The 19,494-nt window shown below is 49.7% G+C and carries 15 protein-coding genes; 12 read left to right on the top strand and 3 right to left on the bottom strand.

The window, feature by feature from the left end; genetic code table 11:
* Nucleotides 1-189 precede the first annotated feature (189 nt).
* On the bottom strand, nucleotides 190-885 hold the full coding sequence (locus KME12_06540) for a protease complex subunit PrcB family protein (protein ID MBW4487432.1): 696 nt from the start codon (nucleotides 883-885) through the stop codon (nucleotides 190-192).
* A gap of 102 nt (nucleotides 886-987) precedes the next feature.
* Between KME12_06540 and KME12_06535 the strand changes: the two genes are divergently transcribed.
* The 5 genes from KME12_06535 (at nucleotide 988) to KME12_06515 (ending at nucleotide 8,195) form a co-directional block, all read left to right on the top strand.
* Nucleotides 988-3,093, top strand: coding sequence for a PAS domain S-box protein (locus KME12_06535; protein ID MBW4487431.1), 2,106 nt, complete (start codon nucleotides 988-990; stop codon nucleotides 3,091-3,093).
* 10 nt (nucleotides 3,094-3,103) lie between these two features.
* Nucleotides 3,104-3,541 carry a response regulator gene (locus KME12_06530; GenBank protein ID MBW4487430.1) on the top strand — a complete coding sequence of 146 codons (438 nt, stop codon included), beginning with the start codon at nucleotides 3,104-3,106 and terminating at the stop codon, nucleotides 3,539-3,541.
* 26 nt (nucleotides 3,542-3,567) lie between these two features.
* Nucleotides 3,568-5,070 (top strand): PAS domain S-box protein, encoded by a 1,503-nt coding sequence (locus KME12_06525; protein ID MBW4487429.1) that lies wholly within the window; start codon nucleotides 3,568-3,570, stop codon nucleotides 5,068-5,070.
* Nucleotides 5,071-5,240: 170 nt separating this feature from the next.
* Nucleotides 5,241-6,302 (top strand): mannose-1-phosphate guanylyltransferase, encoded by a 1,062-nt coding sequence (locus tag KME12_06520; GenBank protein ID MBW4487428.1) that lies wholly within the window; start codon nucleotides 5,241-5,243, stop codon nucleotides 6,300-6,302.
* Nucleotides 6,303-6,617: 315 nt separating this feature from the next.
* On the top strand, nucleotides 6,618-8,195 hold the full coding sequence (locus KME12_06515) for an AarF/ABC1/UbiB kinase family protein (protein ID MBW4487427.1): 1,578 nt from the start codon (nucleotides 6,618-6,620) through the stop codon (nucleotides 8,193-8,195).
* Here the strand turns inward: KME12_06515 and KME12_06510 are convergent.
* A complete protein-coding gene (locus tag KME12_06510; protein MBW4487426.1) occupies nucleotides 8,178-8,327 on the bottom strand; it encodes a hypothetical protein in 150 nt (49 codons plus the stop codon). The two genes, KME12_06515 and KME12_06510, sit on opposite strands and share 18 nt — an antisense overlap.
* A gap of 207 nt (nucleotides 8,328-8,534) precedes the next feature.
* Here KME12_06510 and KME12_06505 point away from each other — a divergent pair, with 207 nt between their 5' ends.
* The 3 genes from KME12_06505 to KME12_06495 all read left to right on the top strand — a co-directional run bounded on the left by KME12_06505 (nucleotide 8,535) and on the right by KME12_06495 (nucleotide 13,830).
* Nucleotides 8,535-12,044: a leucine-rich repeat domain-containing protein gene (locus KME12_06505; protein MBW4487425.1), complete on the top strand. Its 3,510-nt coding sequence runs from the start codon at nucleotides 8,535-8,537 to the stop codon at nucleotides 12,042-12,044.
* Between the two features lie 52 nt (nucleotides 12,045-12,096).
* The gene (locus KME12_06500) at nucleotides 12,097-12,498 is read left to right on the top strand and encodes a hypothetical protein (protein ID MBW4487424.1); all 402 of its coding nucleotides are present in this window, start codon (nucleotides 12,097-12,099) and stop codon (nucleotides 12,496-12,498) included.
* A gap of 144 nt (nucleotides 12,499-12,642) precedes the next feature.
* Nucleotides 12,643-13,830 carry a class I SAM-dependent rRNA methyltransferase gene (locus tag KME12_06495; protein MBW4487423.1) on the top strand — a complete coding sequence of 396 codons (1,188 nt, stop codon included), beginning with the start codon at nucleotides 12,643-12,645 and terminating at the stop codon, nucleotides 13,828-13,830.
* 7 nt (nucleotides 13,831-13,837) lie between these two features.
* Here KME12_06495 and KME12_06490 read toward each other — a convergent pair whose 3' ends face one another.
* On the bottom strand, nucleotides 13,838-14,497 hold the full coding sequence (locus KME12_06490; protein MBW4487422.1) for a hypothetical protein: 660 nt from the start codon (nucleotides 14,495-14,497) through the stop codon (nucleotides 13,838-13,840).
* A 127-nt stretch (nucleotides 14,498-14,624) separates the two neighbouring features.
* Between KME12_06490 and KME12_06485 the strand changes: the two genes are divergently transcribed.
* The 4 genes from KME12_06485 to KME12_06470 all read left to right on the top strand — a co-directional run bounded on the left by KME12_06485 (nucleotide 14,625) and on the right by KME12_06470 (nucleotide 19,475).
* The gene (locus tag KME12_06485; protein MBW4487421.1) at nucleotides 14,625-15,197 is read left to right on the top strand and encodes a GNAT family N-acetyltransferase; all 573 of its coding nucleotides are present in this window, start codon (nucleotides 14,625-14,627) and stop codon (nucleotides 15,195-15,197) included.
* Nucleotides 15,198-15,293: 96 nt separating this feature from the next.
* A complete protein-coding gene (locus KME12_06480; GenBank protein MBW4487420.1) occupies nucleotides 15,294-17,045 on the top strand; it encodes an ABC transporter ATP-binding protein/permease in 1,752 nt (583 codons plus the stop codon).
* Between the two features lie 48 nt (nucleotides 17,046-17,093).
* Nucleotides 17,094-18,065 (top strand): 50S ribosomal protein L11 methyltransferase, encoded by a 972-nt coding sequence (locus KME12_06475; protein ID MBW4487419.1) that lies wholly within the window; start codon nucleotides 17,094-17,096, stop codon nucleotides 18,063-18,065.
* 228 nt (nucleotides 18,066-18,293) lie between these two features.
* Entirely contained in the window at nucleotides 18,294-19,475 is a 1,182-nt protein-coding gene (locus KME12_06470) for an AGE family epimerase/isomerase (protein MBW4487418.1), read from the top strand.
* The last annotated feature ends 19 nt before the right edge of the window (nucleotides 19,476-19,494 follow it).

Genomic DNA, 19,494 nt, shown 5'->3' with positions numbered 1-19,494 from the left:
GTGTGGCTAGATGAATGTAACTAGAATAATGATCAGCCTGAGTAATTCGATGCAAACCCTAGTTAATATAAGCTAATTTCTTCGAACTTGCGATAGAGGCAGTGAATAAAACGCAAGTTAAATTCATTACCACTGTCTGTCAGACTCCACCTTGAGGGGGAATGTTTCTCGAATTTCTCAAGAAAGTTGCTAACTATTACAAGAGTCTGTGAGTATCTTTCCTTGCATACGAATAGGCGCATCGGAAGCGGCTGTCAAAAGAAAAATTGTTGGGGTTGTTGTCTGCTGAGTCACAAAACAATCTGCACCTGGAACCTTCTCTGTATAACGAACCACCCACTCTTGACTCTGGGATGTTGCTAACTTTTCTATCTGGTCAATTTGTATACTAAAACCACCTGTAGGCCGCGAACCCAAGGTGACTGCGATCGCCTGCTGGTCGAGAAAATCAACGGCAGGCACCACAGTCTTTTTCGGATTTGCATCGGACGAAGCATTAGAATTCCAAAAATTAGCCCATTCTTGCTGATTTCGAAATACTAAAAGTTGCGGCTCAGAAATAGAGCGGGTTGATAAAGGATTGCGTCCAATGGGCAACATTTGAAACGAAATAGATGAGCTGGTGGCGATTTCGGTAGGTGAAGCATCAGGAAGTTTAGTTTGGGTAGAGCTAGAGGGGGCGGCTTGAGGTTGTGCCCCAGGTGTCACAGATGCTCCAGGTGCAGATGCCCCGGATGTCCCAGATGTCCCAGATGTCCCAGATATCACAGGTACAGGGGCAGGAGTGCAACTTACTAAGGCGATCGCGAAACCTAAAATCAATAACCTTAAACACCAACCATCCTTCAGGAAATTTGGCTCTCTTAAACAGAATGGTATCGGCATGGTGTTGATGCCTCCTACTGATTTTGGGTGAACTTCGCATCCCTTCGCGGTCAACCAGCAAAGAACCATTGAGAATAGAGACAGGCCCCTAGGAAACATGGTATGTCGGAGTTTCTCGAAACGTTGCTGGTTTCCAGCGGATTTATCCCACACGGACACTGTTACCTTTGGAAGCCAGGTCTAGTAGGGCTGCATCTCGTCTCAGATGCCCTGATAGCGCTCTCTTATTACTCAATTCCGCTCATGCTGGTGTATTTCGTGCGGAAGCGCCGAGATATTCCTTTTGACTGGATTTTTTGGATGTTTGGGCTGTTTATTGTGGCTTGCGGCACAACGCATGTCATTAATATTTGGACGCTATGGCATCCCGTGTATTGGCTGGCTGGCCTGGTTAAGGCGATTACTGCTTTAGCTTCAGTAGGAACCGCCGCTTCGTTATTTTACTTACTGCCTCAAGCCTTGGCTTTAACCAGTCCAGCGCAACTTGCAGCGGTCAACCTAGCTTTATCTAATGAAGTGGTGGAGCGTAAGCAAGCAGAAGCTCATGTACAAACTCTAAATGCAGAGCTAGAGCAACGAGTGAGTGAACGAGCCGCCGCCTTAATACAATCGAACGAACGGCTCAAAAGTGAAATTGCTGAGCGCAGCCGAGTCGAAACAGAACTGCGACGATCGCTCAAAGAGCTATCTGATATTAAATTTGCTCTAGATAAAGCCGCGATCGTAGCCACAACCGACCAACACGGCACCATCAACTACGTCAATGACAAATTCTGTGAGCTGTCGAAATACTCCAGAGCCGAATTGCTAGGCCAAAACCATCGCATCATTAATTCGGGTCATCATTCTGCTCTGTTTTTTGAAGTTCTGTGGGCCACCATTAGCAGCGGTAAAGTATGGCACGGAGAAATTCAGAACCGAGCGAAAGACGGCAGCTATTACTGGGTCGATACGACCATCGTGCCGTTTCTGGATCAGGCGGGGCACCCCTTCCAGTACCTAGCCATTCGCTTCGATATGACTGAGCGCAAACAAGCAGAAGTAGCCCTAAGGAACAGCAGGGAGCGCTTTCGCTTGCTAGTAGAAGGGGTGCAAGACTACGCCATTATTATGCTGAGTGCTGAGGGCCAAGTCGCCAGTTGGAACAGCGGTGCAGCGCGAATTATGGGTTATCAAGCACCAGAGATTATTGGCCAATCAGTTTCTCGTTTTTACCCCGATGTCAGCAACTCACAGGCTAAAGCTCAGCAAGAAATACAGATCGCTACCACGACAGGCCGATTTGAAGAAGAAGGCTGGCGCATGCGCCAAGATGGGTCGCAGTTTTGGGCGCATGTCATCCTGACTGCCTTGAATGACGGAACTGGGCAACTGCGGGGTTTCTCCAAGGTGACGCGCGACATCACCGATCGCAGGCGAGCAGAGCAAGAAATTAAAGCGCTCAATCAGGAATTGGAACAACGGGTCACGGAGCGCACTACCCAACTAGCGGCCATCAACCAAGAACTTGAAGCCTTTGCCTACTCGGTATCCCACGACTTGCGTGCTCCTTTGCGGAGTATTGATGGCTTCAGCCAAACGCTACTAGAGCGCCATGCCGAGCAACTCGATGCTAAGGGGCAACATTACTTGCAACGAGTCCGGGCAGGTACGCAGCGAATGGGCCAACTGATCGATGATTTGCTCAATTTGTCGCGAGTGACTCGCAGCGAAATGAGCTGGCAGCCAGTAGATTTAAGCGCGATCGCCCAGTCTATCGCGACCGAGCTACAGCAGAGCCCGCCAGAGCGTCAAGTCGAGTTGGCGATCGCCCCTGACTTGATGGCCTATGGTGACACTCAACTACTAACCATTGTGCTCGACAACTTACTGAGAAACGCCTGGAAGTTTACATCCAAACATTCTCAAGCCTGGGTTGAGTTGGGAGCCTTACCCTCAGCAGACACACCCATTTACTTTGTCCGTGACGATGGCACTGGCTTTGATATGGAGTATGCTCACAAATTATTCGGAGCTTTTCAGCGACTGCATGCGATGACTGAGTTTCCTGGGACTGGCATTGGCTTAGCCACCGTACAGCGTATCATTCACCGACATGGTGGTAAGGTGTGGGCCGAAGGGGCCGTGGAGCAAGGAGCTTGCTTTTACTTTACGCTGTCCCCCAAAGCCGAGCGCAACCTCTCTTCCGAGAATCAGGAAACGGTCTAAAACAACTGCCATGCTCAAAAAAAGAATCTTACTCGTAGAAGATAATCCCGATGACGAAGAGTTGACTTTATTGGCATTTGAAGACTGCCAGATTGCCAACGAGGTCATTGTTAAGCGGGATGGAGCCGAAGCGCTAGACTACCTATTGGGTCAAGGAATCTATCGCGATCGCGAGCTTTACCCTATGCCATCCCTCGTTTTGTTGGACTTAAAGCTCCCTAAAATTGATGGCTTGGAAGTCTTGCGTCGTCTCCGCAGTAACGATCGCACCAACGTTTTACCCGTCATTGTCTTAACCACCTCCAAAGAGGAGCAAGACTTAATTAGTAGTTACAGCTTGGGATGCAACAGCTACATTCGCAAACCTGTAGATTTTGATCAATTCATGGAAGCAATTCGCCAACTAGGGGTCTATTGGTTGCTTCTAAACGAAACGCCCTCACTATAAACACTTTAGTTTGACAGGAGCATGTCATGGGTCGGCTCTTGCGAGCTTTGATTGTGGAAGACTCTGAGGATGACACAGAGTTATTAGTCATAGAACTGGAGCAACAGGGTTATGACCCAATTTACGAGCGTGTGGACACCACCAAGGCGATGCAGGCAGCCCTAGAACAGAACAGTTGGGATGTGATTATTTGTGATTACTCCATGCCCCAATTCAGTGCTCCAGCGGCTTTGGCTTTGTTGCAAGCCAGAGATCTAGATATCCCCTTCATTATTGTCTCCGGCACGATTGGCGAAGATATTGCTGTGGCCGCGATGAAAGCAGGGGCGCATGATTACTTGATTAAAGGGAATCTAGCGCGATTAGTGCCAGCGATCGAGCGGGAACTGCGAGAAGCCCAAGAACGCGAAGCACTGCGGCAAGCCCAAAAAGCCTTGCGAGAAAATGAAGAACGCTTTCGATCGCTGATCGAGAATGCCCTCGATTTGATTGTAGTTTTGGCGATCGATGGCACCATTCACTACAGCAGTCCTTCTAGCAAATCTCTTTTAGGATATAACTCAGAGGCGATCGCAGCCACCAATATTTTTCAATACATGCATCCTGAGGATGTTTCTAACGTACAGCACCTCTTGCAGGATGTCATTGCTCAGCCCGGAGTGACGGCGACGACTGAATTTCGGTGCCAACATCAAGATGGAAGTTGGCGAGTCCTAGAGGCCAGTGGCAAACATTTTGTGGAACCCGGCGGTATGACCCGGATTATTGTGAATGCACGCGATAGCACCGAACGCAAGCAAGCTGAGGAGATGCGAAAAGCCCTCGAAACCGAAAAAGAGCTAAGTGAGCTACGGTCTCGGTTCTATTCCATGATGTCCCATGAGTTTCGCAGCCCGCTCACAGCCATTCAGATGACCGCTCAACTGATGCGAGATCATTCTGAAGCGTTTGATCTCACCAAGCAGCAGGAATGTTTTCAACGCATTCTTAATGCGACAAAACGCTTAGTGCATCTAGTCGATGATGTGTTGGTCATAGGTAAGGCGGAATCCGGTAAGTTTCAATTTGTGCCTGCTCCGCTGGATTTGATCGCCTTTTGTCAAGAATTAATCACTGAGTTTCAACTGACCAGTGGCAAGAAACATCAAATCCTGTTTAGGTGTGAGAGAGACGACTTAGAAGTAGAGATGGATGAGGATCTGTTGCGCCATGTCTTGAGCAACCTATTGACCAATGCCATTAAATATTCACCTGCAAACACCGAGATCTGGTTTGAGTTACAGCAACAGCATGACGTTGCTATTTTACAGGTTCAAGATCAAGGAATTGGTATCCCTGCTGAAGATTTGCCCCACTTATTTGAAACTTTTCATCGCGGTAGTAATGTGGAACAGATTCCAGGCACAGGATTAGGTTTAGCGATCGCCAAAAAATTTGCTGAGTTGCAAGGCGGCACCATTACAGCCACCAGCAAATTAGGAGTGGGCACAACCTTTACAGTCACCCTTCCGCTCCAAACCCATTTGTGATGACTTTGTGAGGGAGCGAACAATTTTGTGACCAATTGGGTTCAGCCCTAGTTCTACCCTACAACTTAGACTATGGTGTCAATAGACCGTTTCTGGCAACGGAACTCTCATCCCTAGACCGTTGTCAGTGTGGTGAAACATAGGCTGTTAATCCAGAGACAATCTAAGCAATGAGCAATTCCCTCATCCCCGTGATCCTGGCTGGTGGCAAAGGCGAACGCTTCTGGCCCCTGAGCCGCAAGCTACGACCCAAGCAATTTCTAAGTTTAGATGGCAGTGGTAAAAGCCTATTGCAAGCCACCGCCGATCGCTTGTTGCCCTTAGCAGGAGGTTGGGAAAATCTCTGGGTGGTCACTGCTGCCCATTTAGCCGACGGCGTAAAAGCACAACTCCCCGATCTCCCTCTAGAGAATTTGTTGGTAGAGTCGGAAGGCCGTGATACTGCCCCTGCGGTCGCCTGGAGCACTTTAGAAATCGCTCGGCGTTATGGAGAAGATGCGGTTGTTGGCTTTTTTCCTGCCGATCACTGGATTGAGGATCAAGCTACTTTTCAACAAACCCTGAGCGCTGCTGCGGAACTAGCTACCCAACAAGAGGCGATCGTCACTTTGGGCATTAAACCCAACTATCCTTCCACGGGGTACGGCTACATTGAGCAGGGAGAAAATACAGGTAGCTACGCAGGCTCCCCCGCGTACCGCGTCGATCGCTTTACCGAAAAGCCCGATCGCGAAACCGCAGAAACATTTCTGGCCAGTGGTCGCTTTAGCTGGAATAGCGGCATGTTTGTCTTTCGAGCGGGCGTCACCCTCAATGAGCTGCGAGTTCACGCCCCAGAGCTGATGCACCTCCTAGAACAGCAAGGCCCCAGTTCGTATCCCAATTTGCCGAAGAAGAGCATCGACTATGCGCTGATGGAAAAGACCCAAAAGGCTTATGTTTTGCCCGTCGGCTTTGGTTGGGATGATTTGGGAGATTGGACGGCGATCGAGCGCTTGCTTAAAGGAGAGAATGCCAATGTTGAGTTGGCAACCCATGTCGGCATTGATACCGCAGGAGCGATTCTCTATGCCACCAACCCCGAAGATGTGATCGTCACAATTGGCCTAGAGGATGTGGTGGTCGTGCGAGATGGCAATGTTACTTTAGTCGTTAAAAAAGACCGCACCCAGGAAATTAAGCAAGCCCTCGGAAAACTGCGCGATCGCCCTGATCTAGAACACCTACTTTAAACTCCTTCCCCAACCTGGCTCTGCTCTTGGCTCCCCTTCCCTGGTAGGGAAGGGCTGGGGGTTAGGTTCCCATAGGATTTGGACTGGAATCTCCCTCTTGGGGGACTTGGCGAACTGAAGCGTTGAGCGTTAAAAGAGAGTCAGTGACCGAATCAATGCCAGTGGATAGGGTCTCTAGCTCTGGCTATGAGCGATCGCGGCTCACTGACTCATGCCCCCTGATCTCATTCCCTAGGAAGTCCCGTGTTTTTAGCGCAAACCAGCTCCCGTCAGCGAGAAATTATTGAAGTAGTCCTCCGCAACGGTTGGGACTTCATGCGTCGCTTGCTCACCGGAGGCAAGGCGGATGAGCCCAAATTGCCGCCTCCTGCTGTCCTCCGAAACATTTTGGTAGATCTAGGCCCTGTCTACATCAAACTCGGCCAGTTACTCAGCACTCGCCCCGACCTGCTGCCCGCTGAGTATATTGAAGAACTCTCTACCCTCCAAGACGAAGTACCTCCAGTCGCTTGGCCTGCGATTGAAATGGTGATTCGGCAAGCCCTCCGTAGACCGTTGGATGAGGTATTTGCCACCATTGATGCAGTCCCCGTCGCCGCAGGTTCGATCGCCCAAACCCATCACGCGACGTTGGCAAATGGTCAGGAAGTAGCGCTTAAAGTCCAGCGTCCGGGCTTGGAAGCAGTGATTAAGCAAGATATTGCTTTGATTCGGGGAGTGGCAGATTTAGCCGCCCGCACCGAGTTAGGCAAAGACTACGACATCGTAGCGATCGCTGAGGAATTTACCAATGCGCTACAAGCAGAATTGGATTTTTGCCAAGAAGCCAGCTACACTGACCAACTGCGCCGCAATCTCTCTAGTAGTCGCTGGTTTGACCCCGCCCGTTTAGTCGTTCCAGAAATTAACTGGGATTTGACCAGCGAAAAGCTGCTCGTGATGCAGTGGCTGGATGGCGTGCCTTTGCTATCCGCTGAGATTCGCCCTAGTGCGGATACTATTATTCCCGAAGAAGAACGGCGGCAAATTACAGTTTTGTTGTTTCGTGTGTTCTTCCAACAGCTCTACATTGATGGCTTCTTCCACGCTGATCCCCATCCCGGAAACTTGTTCTACCTCAAGGATGGCCGAGTTGCAATTTTAGACTGCGGCATGATGGGACGCTTGGATCCGCGTACTCAGCAAATTTTGACCGAGATGATCTTGGCGATTTCGGATATGGATGCTCAGCGTTGTGTGCAACTGACCCTACAACTTGGAACTTCCAGCCAAAGCGTGGTGAACTTAGCCCGCTTAGAAACCGACTACGATCGCATGTTGCGGAAGTATGCCAATGTCAATCTCTCGGAACTCAACTTTAGTCAGGTGTTCTATGAGATTTTGCAAACGGCTCGAAACAACAAAATTCGTTTCCCTAGCAACCTAGGGTTATATGCCAAAGCACTGGCTAACTTGGAAGGTGTGGCTAGACAATTTGATCCAGAAATCAATTTGTTAGAGCAGATTAAACCCTTGATCACCGATCTCTTCCGGCGACAGTTAATTGGCGATCAACCGCTCCAAGCGTTACTCCGCACGGCTCTAGATATCAAAAGTCTTTCCCTACAATCGCCTCGCCAAATTGAACTGTTGCTCGATCGCGTCACCTCCGAGACCCTAAAGTGGAATCTCACCATCCGTGACCTCGATCCGCTCCGTCGCAGCATGGACGACTCCGCCAACCGTCTCTCTTTTAGTATCCTTGTGGGTTGCTTGACGATCGGCGCAGCGATCATCTCCTCCAATGCCCCCACAGGTAGGCTCTCTCAACTCAGCATTGGCTTATTCGTCGTTGCTAGTTTTCTAGGACTTTGGCTTGTCGTTAGTATTCTCAGGTCAGGCAGGTTGCGGTAGGCGATCGCGTTTAGCTGGGGCGATCGCAATTTTGCCAAACCTGAAGTGTGACCATTCAAAGCTAAAGGTTGTACATTGGCGGCTAAAGGGCGCAGGTTTATCGTTGAAGCTGAATCCTTTAGAGCTGAACAAAATAGCATCAAGGCTGAATCAAAATCATTGAGCTTTGAGTTGAAAAGATTCAGTCGTGAATTGATCAACAGTAACCGAGAATACTTTGAGCTTTGCGTGAAACCCAAAACATTAACCTGTAATTGTTGGTGAATCATCGCTGCAATGAAACCCTGACATTCTCTAAAAGCTTTGTCAGACTAGAAACACCATCCGGAGAGACAAGGCATGACGCGAGAGGAGTTGCTAGCGCTAATTGATCAAGCAGCCGAAGAAGGTTGGACAGAGCTTTCCCTCTCTAACAACCAGCTCACGCAGATTCCAGAAGCGATCGCCCAACTCACCAATCTGACTACGCTTGACCTCTCCAGCAACCAGCTCACGCAAGTTCCAGAAGCGATCGCCCAACTCACCAATCTGACTACGCTTCACCTCTCTAGCAACCAGCTCACGCAAGTTCCAGAAGCGATCGCCCAACTCACCAATCTGACTACGCTTCACCTCTCTAGCAACCAGCTCACGCAAGTTCCAGAAGCGATCGCCCAACTCACCAATCTCACTACGCTTGACCTCTCTAACAACCAGCTCACGCAAGTTCCAGAAGCGATCGCCCAACTCACCAATCTCACTACGCTTGACCTCTCTAACAACCAGCTCACGCAAGTTCCAGAAGCGATCGCCCAACTCACCAATCTGACTACGCTTGACCTCTCATACAACCAGCTCACACAAGTTCCAGAAGCGATCGCCCAACTCACCAATCTCACTACGCTTGACCTCTCATACAACCAGCTCACACAAGTTCCAGAAGCGATCGCACAACTGACAAGTCTGACTACGCTTTACCTCCGTAACAACCAGCTCACACAAGTTCCAGAAGCGATCGCACAACTGACAAGTCTGACTACGCTTTACCTCCGTAACAACCAGCTCACACAAGTTCCAGAAGCGATCGCACAACTGACAAGTCTGACTACGCTTACCCTCTCTAGCAACCAGCTCACACAAGTTCCAGAAGCGATCGCACAACTCACCAATCTCACTACGCTTGACCTCTCTAACAACCAGCTCACGCAAGTTCCAAAAGCGATCGCACAACTGACAAGTCTGACTACGCTTCACCTTTCTAGAAGCCAGCTCACACAAGTTCCAGCAGCGATCGCCCAACTCACCAATCTCACTACGCTTACCCTCTCTAGCAACCAGCTCACACAAGTTCCAGCAGCGATCGCCCAACTCACCAATCTCACTACGCTTGCCCTCTTTAACAACCAGCTCACACAAGTTCCAGAAGCGATCGCCCAACTCACTAATCTCACTACGCTTACCCTCTCTAGCAACCAGCTCACGCAAGTTCCAGAAGCGATCGCCCAACTCACTAATCTCACTAAGCTTGACCTTTCTGACAACCAGCTCACACAAGTTCCAGAAGCGATCACACAACTCACTAATCTCACTAAGCTTGACCTTTCTGGCAACCAGCTCACGCAAGTTCCAGAAGCGATCGCACAACTCACTAATCTCACTAAGCTTGACCTTTCTGGCAACCAGCTCACGCAAGTTCCAGAAGCGATCGCACAACTCACCAATCTCACTAAGCTTCACCTCTATAACAATCAAATTACTGAGATACCCAGTTGGCTCGAAGAACTACCCAATCTCAATAAATTAGATCTGCGTCAAAATCCGCTACCCATTTCCCCAGAAATTCTTGGCCCACCAGACCTTCATCAAGATCCTGGTTCTGTTGAGGCTATCTTCAATTACTGCCGTCAACTCCGTAGTGGCGAAGTCCGCCCGTTGAATGAAGCCAAACTACTCCTCATCGGTCAAGGTAGTGTCGGCAAAACCTCTCTGATCAACCGTCTCCTCTACAACCGATTTAATCGCCACGAATCTCAAACAGATGGCCTCAACATCGAAACCTGGAATATTCACGTCAACAGCAAAGATGTGCGGCTCAACGTCTGGGACTTTGGTGGACAAGAAATTTACCATGCCACTCACCAGTTCTTCCTAACCAAGCGATCTCTTTACCTCTTGGTGTGCAACTGCCGCACCAGTGAAGAGGAAAACCGCATTGAATACTGGCTCAAACTGATCGAAAGCTTTGGCGGTCAATCTCCCGTCATCATCGTGGGCAACAAAAAGGACGAGCAGCCTTTCGACATCAACCGCAAAGCTCTACGCGATAAATACCCCAACATCAAAGACATTATTGAAACATCTTGCGACACCAACGAGGGAATCAACGATCTCCGCAGCGCCATTACCCGTGAAGTGGGCCAACTCAACGATGTTTACAACCTCCTACCACTCTCCTGGTTTGAGGTGAAAGAACAGCTTGAGAGCATGGATGAAGACTTTATCAGCTATGGCAAATACGCTTGCATCTGTGCTGCCAAAACTGTCACCGAAGAAACGAACCAAGAACAACTAATTGACCTCCTGCACAACCTAGGACTGGTACTTAATTTCCGCGATCACCCGATTCTGCAATCCACCAACGTCCTCAACCCTGATTGGGTAACTGAGGGTATTTACGCCCTCCTCAGTGATGAAATCCTCAAAACTAAAACCAAAGGCATTCTTACCTACGCTGACCTCAGCCGCGTTCTTAACTCCCAACGCTACCCTACCAATCGTCATCACTACCTAATCGAGCTGATGAAAGAATTTCAGCTCTGTTTCCAAATCCATAACTGCGCTACAGATACCTTCCTCATCCCCGGACTCCTCTCGAAAGAGGAACCCAAAGATACTAACCTCGAAGGCGACACCCTAGAGTTTCAGTATCACTATCGCGTTCTACCCGAAAGCATCCTCTCCCGCTTCATTGTTCTTACCCACGACAAAATCTATAGCCACACTTACTGGCGCAGCGGAGTCATGCTTGCCTATACCGAAGGTAGCGAAACCTACAACATTGCCCGCATTAAAGCTGACCTAGAAGATAAGAAAATCTTCATCTCTATCAGCGGTCGTGAAACAACTCGGCGATCGTTCCTGGTGATGATCCGCGATGTATTCAACCGAATTCACGGCACCTTCGCCAACCCTGAAGCAACTGAGTGGGTGCCTGTTCCTGACTATCCCAACCATCCACCCCTTAACTACCAGGAACTCTTGGGACTCGAAAAGATGGGAATTCGAGATCATCCAATCGGCAGGCTAGGTATCATTGTGAATCTGCGCCAACTTCTAGAGGGTTACGAACCGATCGAACTGCGGCAAAAACACGAAATTGATGAGAAAGGAAGCATGGGTGAGAAAGCATACAAGAATATATTTATTATCAACAACAACAAAGCAGAGGCAAGAGCAATGTCAGAAGGTTCTCAGTATACAAACAATAACCAAGGCGCAAACATCGGAAACTTCGTCAATGAAGCTAAAGATAGCGCTCAAGTGACAGCATCCAACTTTAGCCAAACCAGCGGTGCCAACACTGCTGAACTCTTACAACTCATCACCAACATGCGCCAAATCGCCGCGCAATTCCCTCAGGAAATCCAGGATGATGCCTTGGTTGACATTGATGATGTAGAAGTGGAAATCAAGAAACCTGAAAATCAGCGCAATTTAACCCGATTGAGAAAGCGCTTGTTTGCTTTAGCAGCCATCGGTGCAATGATTGCTACACAGATTGCAAGCGGCACCGATTTTGCCAATAACGCCATAGATTTAGGCAGCAAACTAGGCATTGAACTTCAGCTTCCTCCTGCGTCTAAGCCATAACTCCGTAGACTTGCTAAACATTCTTTTACTAGAAGTTGAACGTTGAATCTCAATGGTTGCCACTGTTACCCTACAAATTCCAGACCTAATCTATCAGCGGTTGGTCAATACTGCTAACGCAACTGGGCGATCGCTCGAAGAAGTGATGCTGCATGCCCTCAAAGTTGGCAGTCCGCCAGACTGGGATAATGTACCAGATGAATTCAAGACGGACTTAGCAGCACTCGATCGCCTTGAAGACGAGGCTTTGTGGAAAATTGCCTCAGCTCGAAAAACTGCTGAAGAGATGGCACGATACGACGAGTTACTCGATCGCAACCAGAACCGAACCTTATCTCAAGCAGAACAACTGGAGTTGATAGAACTGCGATCGCAGTCTGACCGCTTCATGCTTCGCAAGGCACAAGCTGCTGCCTTCCTCCACTGGCGAGGCCACCACGTACCCAACTCCTGATTGCTTGTGTCCGCTTACATTTCTGACAGCTTAAAAGCTCGATCGCTCCATCATTAGGATCGGTATTTGAGCGATCGCAATTGTATAGTTGAAAAGGACTCTTTTTAGGCGCAGCGAACAAAGAACGGCTGTTTAACTGAAATCATGGCAAAGCTGCCCCACATTCAACTTCCAACAGCTCTCAAAGAGCGGCTCCTGCAAGGGCATCCTTGGGTCTACCGTAACCATGTCCCATCTAACCTGCATTTCCCATCCGGAACCTGGGTGCGAGCCCGCTGTGGCAATTGGACAGGATATGGTCTTTGGGATACCAATGGCCCGATCGCGATCCGGATTTTTTCGGAGGAGCAAGTTCCGGATGCTCGGTGGCTGCGGGAACAGGTACAGGCCGCTTGGGACTTGCGCTCTCCACTCAGAGAAAAAGGTTGTACTGCGTATCGGTGGTTGTTTGGCGAAGGAGATGGCCTGCCAGGGATAACGGTCGATCTCTATAACGACTTTGCCGTGGTGCAAACCTACATGGAAGGAGCCGCTGTGCTCCTCGATTGGCTAGTGGATGCCCTCAGAGCCGCCAAACCCCTACAGGGCATCTTCCTACGCACTCAGCATAGAGCCTCGGATGAACCAGCTGAGGGCAAATGTGATAGCAAGATCGAACGCTTGTGGGGTCAGCCTGCACCGGATGACTTGGTAGTGAAAGAGCACGGACTGGCGTTTCAGGTAAATTTGTATTCTGGGCAAAAAACAGGGCTATTTCTAGACCATCGCGAAAACCGCCGCTTTGTCCAAGACCTAAGCCAAGGGCGTGATGTCCTCAACTGTTTTGCTTATACAGGAGCCTTCTCGCTATATGCGTTGCGGGGTCAGGCACGGCATGTCACCAGCGTCGATATTGGCAAGGGGCTGGCAGAAGCAGCAAACACCAATATCGCTCTCAATGGTCTGGAACCTGAGCGACATACCTTTGTGACCCAAGACTGTTTCAATCTGCTCAATAGCTATGTGGAGCAAAAGCGCTTTTTTGATCTAGTAATTCTTGACCCACCAAGTTTTGCCAAGAGCAAGCAAAATCGTCATGCTGCACAACGAGCTTATGTCAAACTGAATGCACTAGCTCTGCGTTGTGTCGCTCCTGGTGGATTACTGGTAAGCGGCAGTTGTACGAGTCAGGTCAGCCCCGAAGCCTTTAAGGAAGCGATCGCGGCAGCAGGGGCTTCGGCAGGACGACGAGTGCAAATCATCCATGAAGCAGGTCAACCCCTCGATCATCCTGTCCCCGCTCACTTTCCAGAAGGACGCTATCTCAAGTTTGTAGTCGGGCGAGTCAGGTGAGGTTGGCCTATTGACTTTTGGGAGCCGTCTTTAAAGCTTGATAGAGCGAGATCGCGGCCAGACCTTCGATCGCGGCTAGGACAAAGGTTCGAGGTTGGCGACAAATCAGGGTGCAGGCGAGCTCCAATAGGAAGCTGCCCAAAATAATCACCAGGGCCGCAGTCAAAACCATTTTGCTGTAGCGCTTGGTTAGAAACCAAAGTCCTAGCAAAATGAGGCCAGTCGCGATCGCACCTGTAAAGCTCTGTTGCCACTCCACCAACTCTTGGAATTTCCAGGGTAAAGGGAACGTGAGGGCTTTGGTAGGTGCCAGTATCCCCTGAACAAACTTCATTAAGGCAATAAAGAGAACCCAACCGCTAGCATCCTCTTGACGTTGTTCGGGGTTGACTATGACCCCCGGTAAAGCTTGCCCGTTTAAGGTGATGTGCAAGTAGGGCTGAAACACCATACCCAAAATTTTGAAGCTGGCAACCTGCTGAATCTCTAACTGGGAGCCGTCATTAAGGAGAAACGTATGCAGCTCAGTAAGTTGGCTTTTAGGGATTTTGCTAATGACCTCGCCATCGAGCCGAATCACAATTTTGGGGCTGAAGAATCCCCAAGAAATGTCGAGGCGTAACGGTCCTCCCTCTTCTAGCGCATACAATTCTCGCTGATCGAACATACGGTATAACTAAACACTATCTCTATCTAGTCATCCAACTTCAACAAAGGGAAGGTTTTTCTCGGAAAAATCTTTTAAGTTCACAATATAGGGCGATCGCCTTCAGGCTACTGTAGAAGATAAAACTATGGAAATCCTCACGAAGAGATTTCTGCTGCGAGACTTTACTCAGGAAGACGAGCCTCCGTTCTTGGCTTATCATGCCGATCCACGATATGCCGAATTCTGTGCGCCCGAAGAAGTCACACCCAACCAGACTCAGGAACTGCTCCGTCTGTTCAGCCAATGGGCAACCGAATCTCCCCGCCGCAACTATCAGCTTGCTATCCTCGATCGCCGCAAATCACTAGAGCTCATTGGTTGCGGTGGCTTACGCAGCGAAGGTTATAACGCCAATCAAGCAGAACTAGGCATTGAGTTGGCTCCTCAGTTTTGGGGGCGTTACGCTTATGCCATTGAGATTGGCCAAGCTTTGATTGAGTTTGGATTTGGAGAGCTGAGATTAAAAGAGATTTTAGGTGTTTCTGTTAGTGCAAATCTGCGGGTCGCTCGTTTGGCCAAGCGCTATGGGTTTATTGAAGTGGGCCAACGTCCCAGCCCCGATTGGATGACAGCCCAGGGTTGGCAACAAGTTGAATGGCGGTTGACACAAGAAGCCTGGGAGTATGGATCAGCCTCACATCGGCACTTTGCACTGTAGAATCGGCTATCGGGCAGATTTCAACTGGCTTGAGTCGGTTTAGCCTTTGAGTCGTGGTTGGCACCGCTAGCAGAGCAATTCAAGGAAAGCAAGCAGATGGATCGATTGAACTTCAAAGTGTTGCAGCAATTTTGGGCGATCGCCAAATCTTACTGGTTCGGAGATGAGAAATGGCAAGCCAGAGGCTTATTGCTGGGAGTGGTGCTATTTTTGCTGGCCTACACAGGGCTGAGCGTGGTGCTCAACAACAAGCGAGGAGTGTTAATCTCAGCACTTTCGGCTCAAGATGAACCCCGATTCTGGCAAACCGTCACTATCTTTATTGCCGTTCTCGTCATCTACGCTCCCCTACTCGCAGGTTATCGGTATTTGCGCGATCGCCTGAGTTTGCAATGGCGGCGTTGGCTGACCAATCGCTTTTTAGAGAACTACTTTAGCGATCGCGCCTACTATCACCTCAACACCTCCAACACAGACATCGACAACCCGGATCAACGGATTGCGGAAGATGTCAGAAGTTTCACCCAAGAATCTCTGACCTTCTTGTTAGTGCTAGTGGAGTCTGTGCTCTCAGTGATTGCATTTAGTGGCGTCCTTTGGGGAATTTCTCGCCCTCTAGTACTTTTCCTGGTGCTTTACGCTTTGGTCGGTACCGTAGTGACCACCCTTGTATTTGGCAAACCACTGGTACGGCTCAACTTTGAACAACTCAAAAAAGAAGCCGACTTTCGCTTTAGTTTGGTGCGAATTCGGGAAAATGCCGAAGCGATCGCCTTCTATCGAGGAGAGGAGCAGGAGTCGCAACAGATCCAACACCGCTTTCTGGAAGTGTTCGACAATGTGAAGCGGCTGCTAATTTGGGAATTAAATTTGAATGTATTGACGAACGCCTATGAATTCATCCCTTTCGTGCTGCCAGCTCTGGTTGTAGCGCCAGCGATCTTTGCGGGAGAGATGGAGGTAGGTAAAGTCAGTGAAGCGCAAGGAGCCTTTGTCCGGGTCTTCTTCTCGCTGAATGTGGTAGTGGCTCGTTTCCAAGCGCTAACTACTTTTGGCGCGGGCATTAATCGTTTGTATACCTTTGCTGAGTTTCTAGAACAGACAGAAACCAGCCAAACTGCTGATACTGCTGCTCTTAGCTCATCTCCCCAGACAACCATTCAGACCATCGCCGCTGATCGCCTTGCGGTAGAACATCTCACCTTAGAAACCCCTAACCATCAACGAATCTTGATCGAAGATCTCTCGGTAGACTTATCGACCGGGCAAGGACTCTTGGTGATGGGGCCGAGTGGTTGCGGCAAGAGTTCGCTGCTACGCGCGATCGCAGGATTATGGAACGCGGGTCGTGGCAGCATTTTGCGTCCAGAAGCAGGCGAAATTCTGTTTCTGCCCCAACGCCCCTATATGGTGATGGGAACGCTGCGGGACCAACTGCTTTACCCCAATACTCATATTGAAGTTGATGACCAATCCTTAAAACACGTACTGCAACAGGTCAACTTAGCGGATTTAGATGAACGCTTTGGGGGTTTTGAGGCCCAGCGCGATTGGGCAGAGGTTCTATCTCTAGGAGAACAACAGCGTCTCACCTTTGCTCGCCTACTCGTAAATCAACCCAAATACGCCATTTTAGATGAAGCCACCAGCGCCTTGGATCTTGACAATGAGGAACGCCTCTACCAAGCGCTTCAAGCAATGGGTACAACTTTTTTGAGCGTAGGACATCGCCCCAATTTAGCGAATCATCATCAGCAAGTATTGCAACTCTCCCAAGACAAAACCTGGCAGATACGGCAACCGTTGGTTTTCCGTCAAGAACAACTGGAGTTGATCGAGCTGCCGTAAGCCAAGGTACATAAGCCAAGATAGAATGAGCGCTTTAGGGAAGTAAGTATGTCGTGGATTGAATTGAGCCTTGATACCACACCAGAGGCAGTGGATTGGGTTCAGACACTGCTGGCAGGTACAGACTATCAAGGGGATGTCCAAGTCACGGCTTATAGCCAGTTAGAGTCTCGCTGCCCCCAAGAGCCAGAAACTCTAGTCCCTGAGTGGGCATTCACGATCTGTTTATATCTCCCCTACGATATCCGGGTGAGAACTCGGATCGCCGAAATTGAGTCTGTGCTCTCGCCTCTCCATCGCACTGGGCTGACCACGGAGTTACAGACTGCGATCGTGGAGGAGAAACCTGTCCTCTCAGAGGCGCTGAGTTCCCTGGTTCACCGCATCGGCGATCGCTTTGTTGTGCTGCCAGGAGATATCCCTTACCAACCTGAAACAGCAGATGAAATCACTTTAAGGATAAAGACAAGCCTTGCGTTTGGCAGTGGTCTCCATCCAGCCACCAGGCTCAGTCTCCGATTGCTAGAGCGGCATGTTGTCCCTGAAATGCAGGCTCTCGATTTAGGCTCAGGCTCAGGAATTTTGAGTGTGGCGATCGCGAAGCTAGGCGGACATGTCTTGGCCTTAGATAACGATCGGGTGGCTGTAGAGTCTACTCAGGATGCAGTTGAGCGCAATGGGGTGCAGCAGCGAGTCAGAGTGATGGAAGGCAGCTTAGGGGGTGGCAGCGCGCTAGGGCATTGGATGGGCGGAGACATTAGCGACCATATCCCCACGGTGCAGGGGGCAGCAGAATTCGACCTGATTATGGCAAATATCTTGGCGCGGGTGCATGTCGTTTTAGCAGAGGACTACCGACAAGCGCTACGACAGACTCATGCCCCAGGAGGACGGCTAATTACGGCTGGTTTTACCACAGATCATGAAGCAGAAGTAACAGCAGCCCTTACAGCAGTAGGTTTTACCGTCATTGACTCAGAACGCTTTGACGAGTGGGTGGCCTTGGCTTATCAGCTTTAGCCAAGCGCGATCGCTTCTCCTTTCTCCTTGAGTCGCTCACTAAACCTCCTGCACGACTAATAAAAGCCCCCTCCCGTCCCCCAACTCATAGCCCTAACGGGCATTCCAGAAAGGGAGAAGCTCCATTAAAGTTCCCCCCAGAATTGGGGGGTTAGGGGGGCAAAATTCGATTCATGCAGGAAGTCTACTGTAAGCAATAATAAGTTTGAAAAGATGAGGGAATTGAAGATGGAGCACGATTTTAAGCAACTGGCAGCACTCTATAAAAACGCGCTCCTCAACAATGTCATTCCTTTCTGGGAACAGCACTCGATCGACTGGCAGCAAGGGGGCTACTTTACCTGCCTCGATCGTGAAGGTCAAGTGTATGACACCGATAAGTTTATCTGGCTGCAAAATCGCCAAGTCTGGGTTTTCTCGATGTTGTATAACCAATTGGAACAGCGCTCTGATTGGCTCAAGATTGCAGCACATGGAGCGAATTTCCTGGCTCAGCACGGTCGAGATGCCGAGGGAAATTGGTACTTCGCGATCGATCGCCTCGGCAATCCTTTGGTGCAACCTTACAACATCTTTTCTGACTGCTTTGCCGCAATGGCCTTTAGCAAATATGCGTTAGCTTCTGGCGCAGAGAGCGCTAAGGAGATCGCGTTACAGGCTTACAACAACGTATTGCGCCGCAAGGAGAACCCCAAGGGCAAATATAACAAAACCTATCCCGGTACTCGTCCACTGAAATCATTAGCGGTGCCTATGATCTTAGCTAATCTCTCTTTAGAGATGGAATGGCTGTTGCCTCAGGAGAAATTGGATCAAGTCTTAAAGGCCACAGTACAGGAAGTGATGACCGATTTCTTGGATCGCGATCGCGGGTTGATGTACGAAAACGTCGCGCCAGATGGCTCCCCTGTGGATTCTTTTGAGGGACGGCTGATCAATCCGGGGCATGGCATTGAGGCCATGTGGTTCATCATGGATATTAGCGATCGCCGCCAGGATACCGCCACGATTCACCAAGCCGTGGATGTAGTGCTCAATATCCTCGACTTTGCGTGGGATACAGAGCATGGCGGCTTGTACTACTTCATGGACGCAGAGGGGCACCCTCCCCAACAGCTAGAGTGGGATCAAAAACTATGGTGGGTGCATCTAGAATCATTGGTGGCCTTAGCAATGGGCTATCGCTTAACAGGACGCGACGAGTGCTGGCAATGGTACCAAAAGTTGCATGATTACACTTGGTCCCATTTTGCCGATCCAGACTACGGCGAGTGGTTCGGCTATCTTAACCGTCGCGGAGAAGTGTTGTTGAATCTTAAAGGCGGCAAATGGAAAGGCTGCTTCCACGTCCCACGGGCGCTATACCTGTGTCATCGGGAGTTCGAGCAGCTAAGCGCCAACTCCATTTAACCTTAACTTGACAGGCTGA

This window comes from Trichocoleus desertorum ATA4-8-CV12 (assembly GCA_019358975.1).
Taxonomy (GTDB): domain Bacteria; phylum Cyanobacteriota; class Cyanobacteriia; order FACHB-46; family FACHB-46; genus Trichocoleus; species Trichocoleus desertorum_A.
The sequence above is the reverse complement of the archived record's forward strand: the minus strand, read 5'-3'. Positions and strand labels throughout refer to the sequence as shown.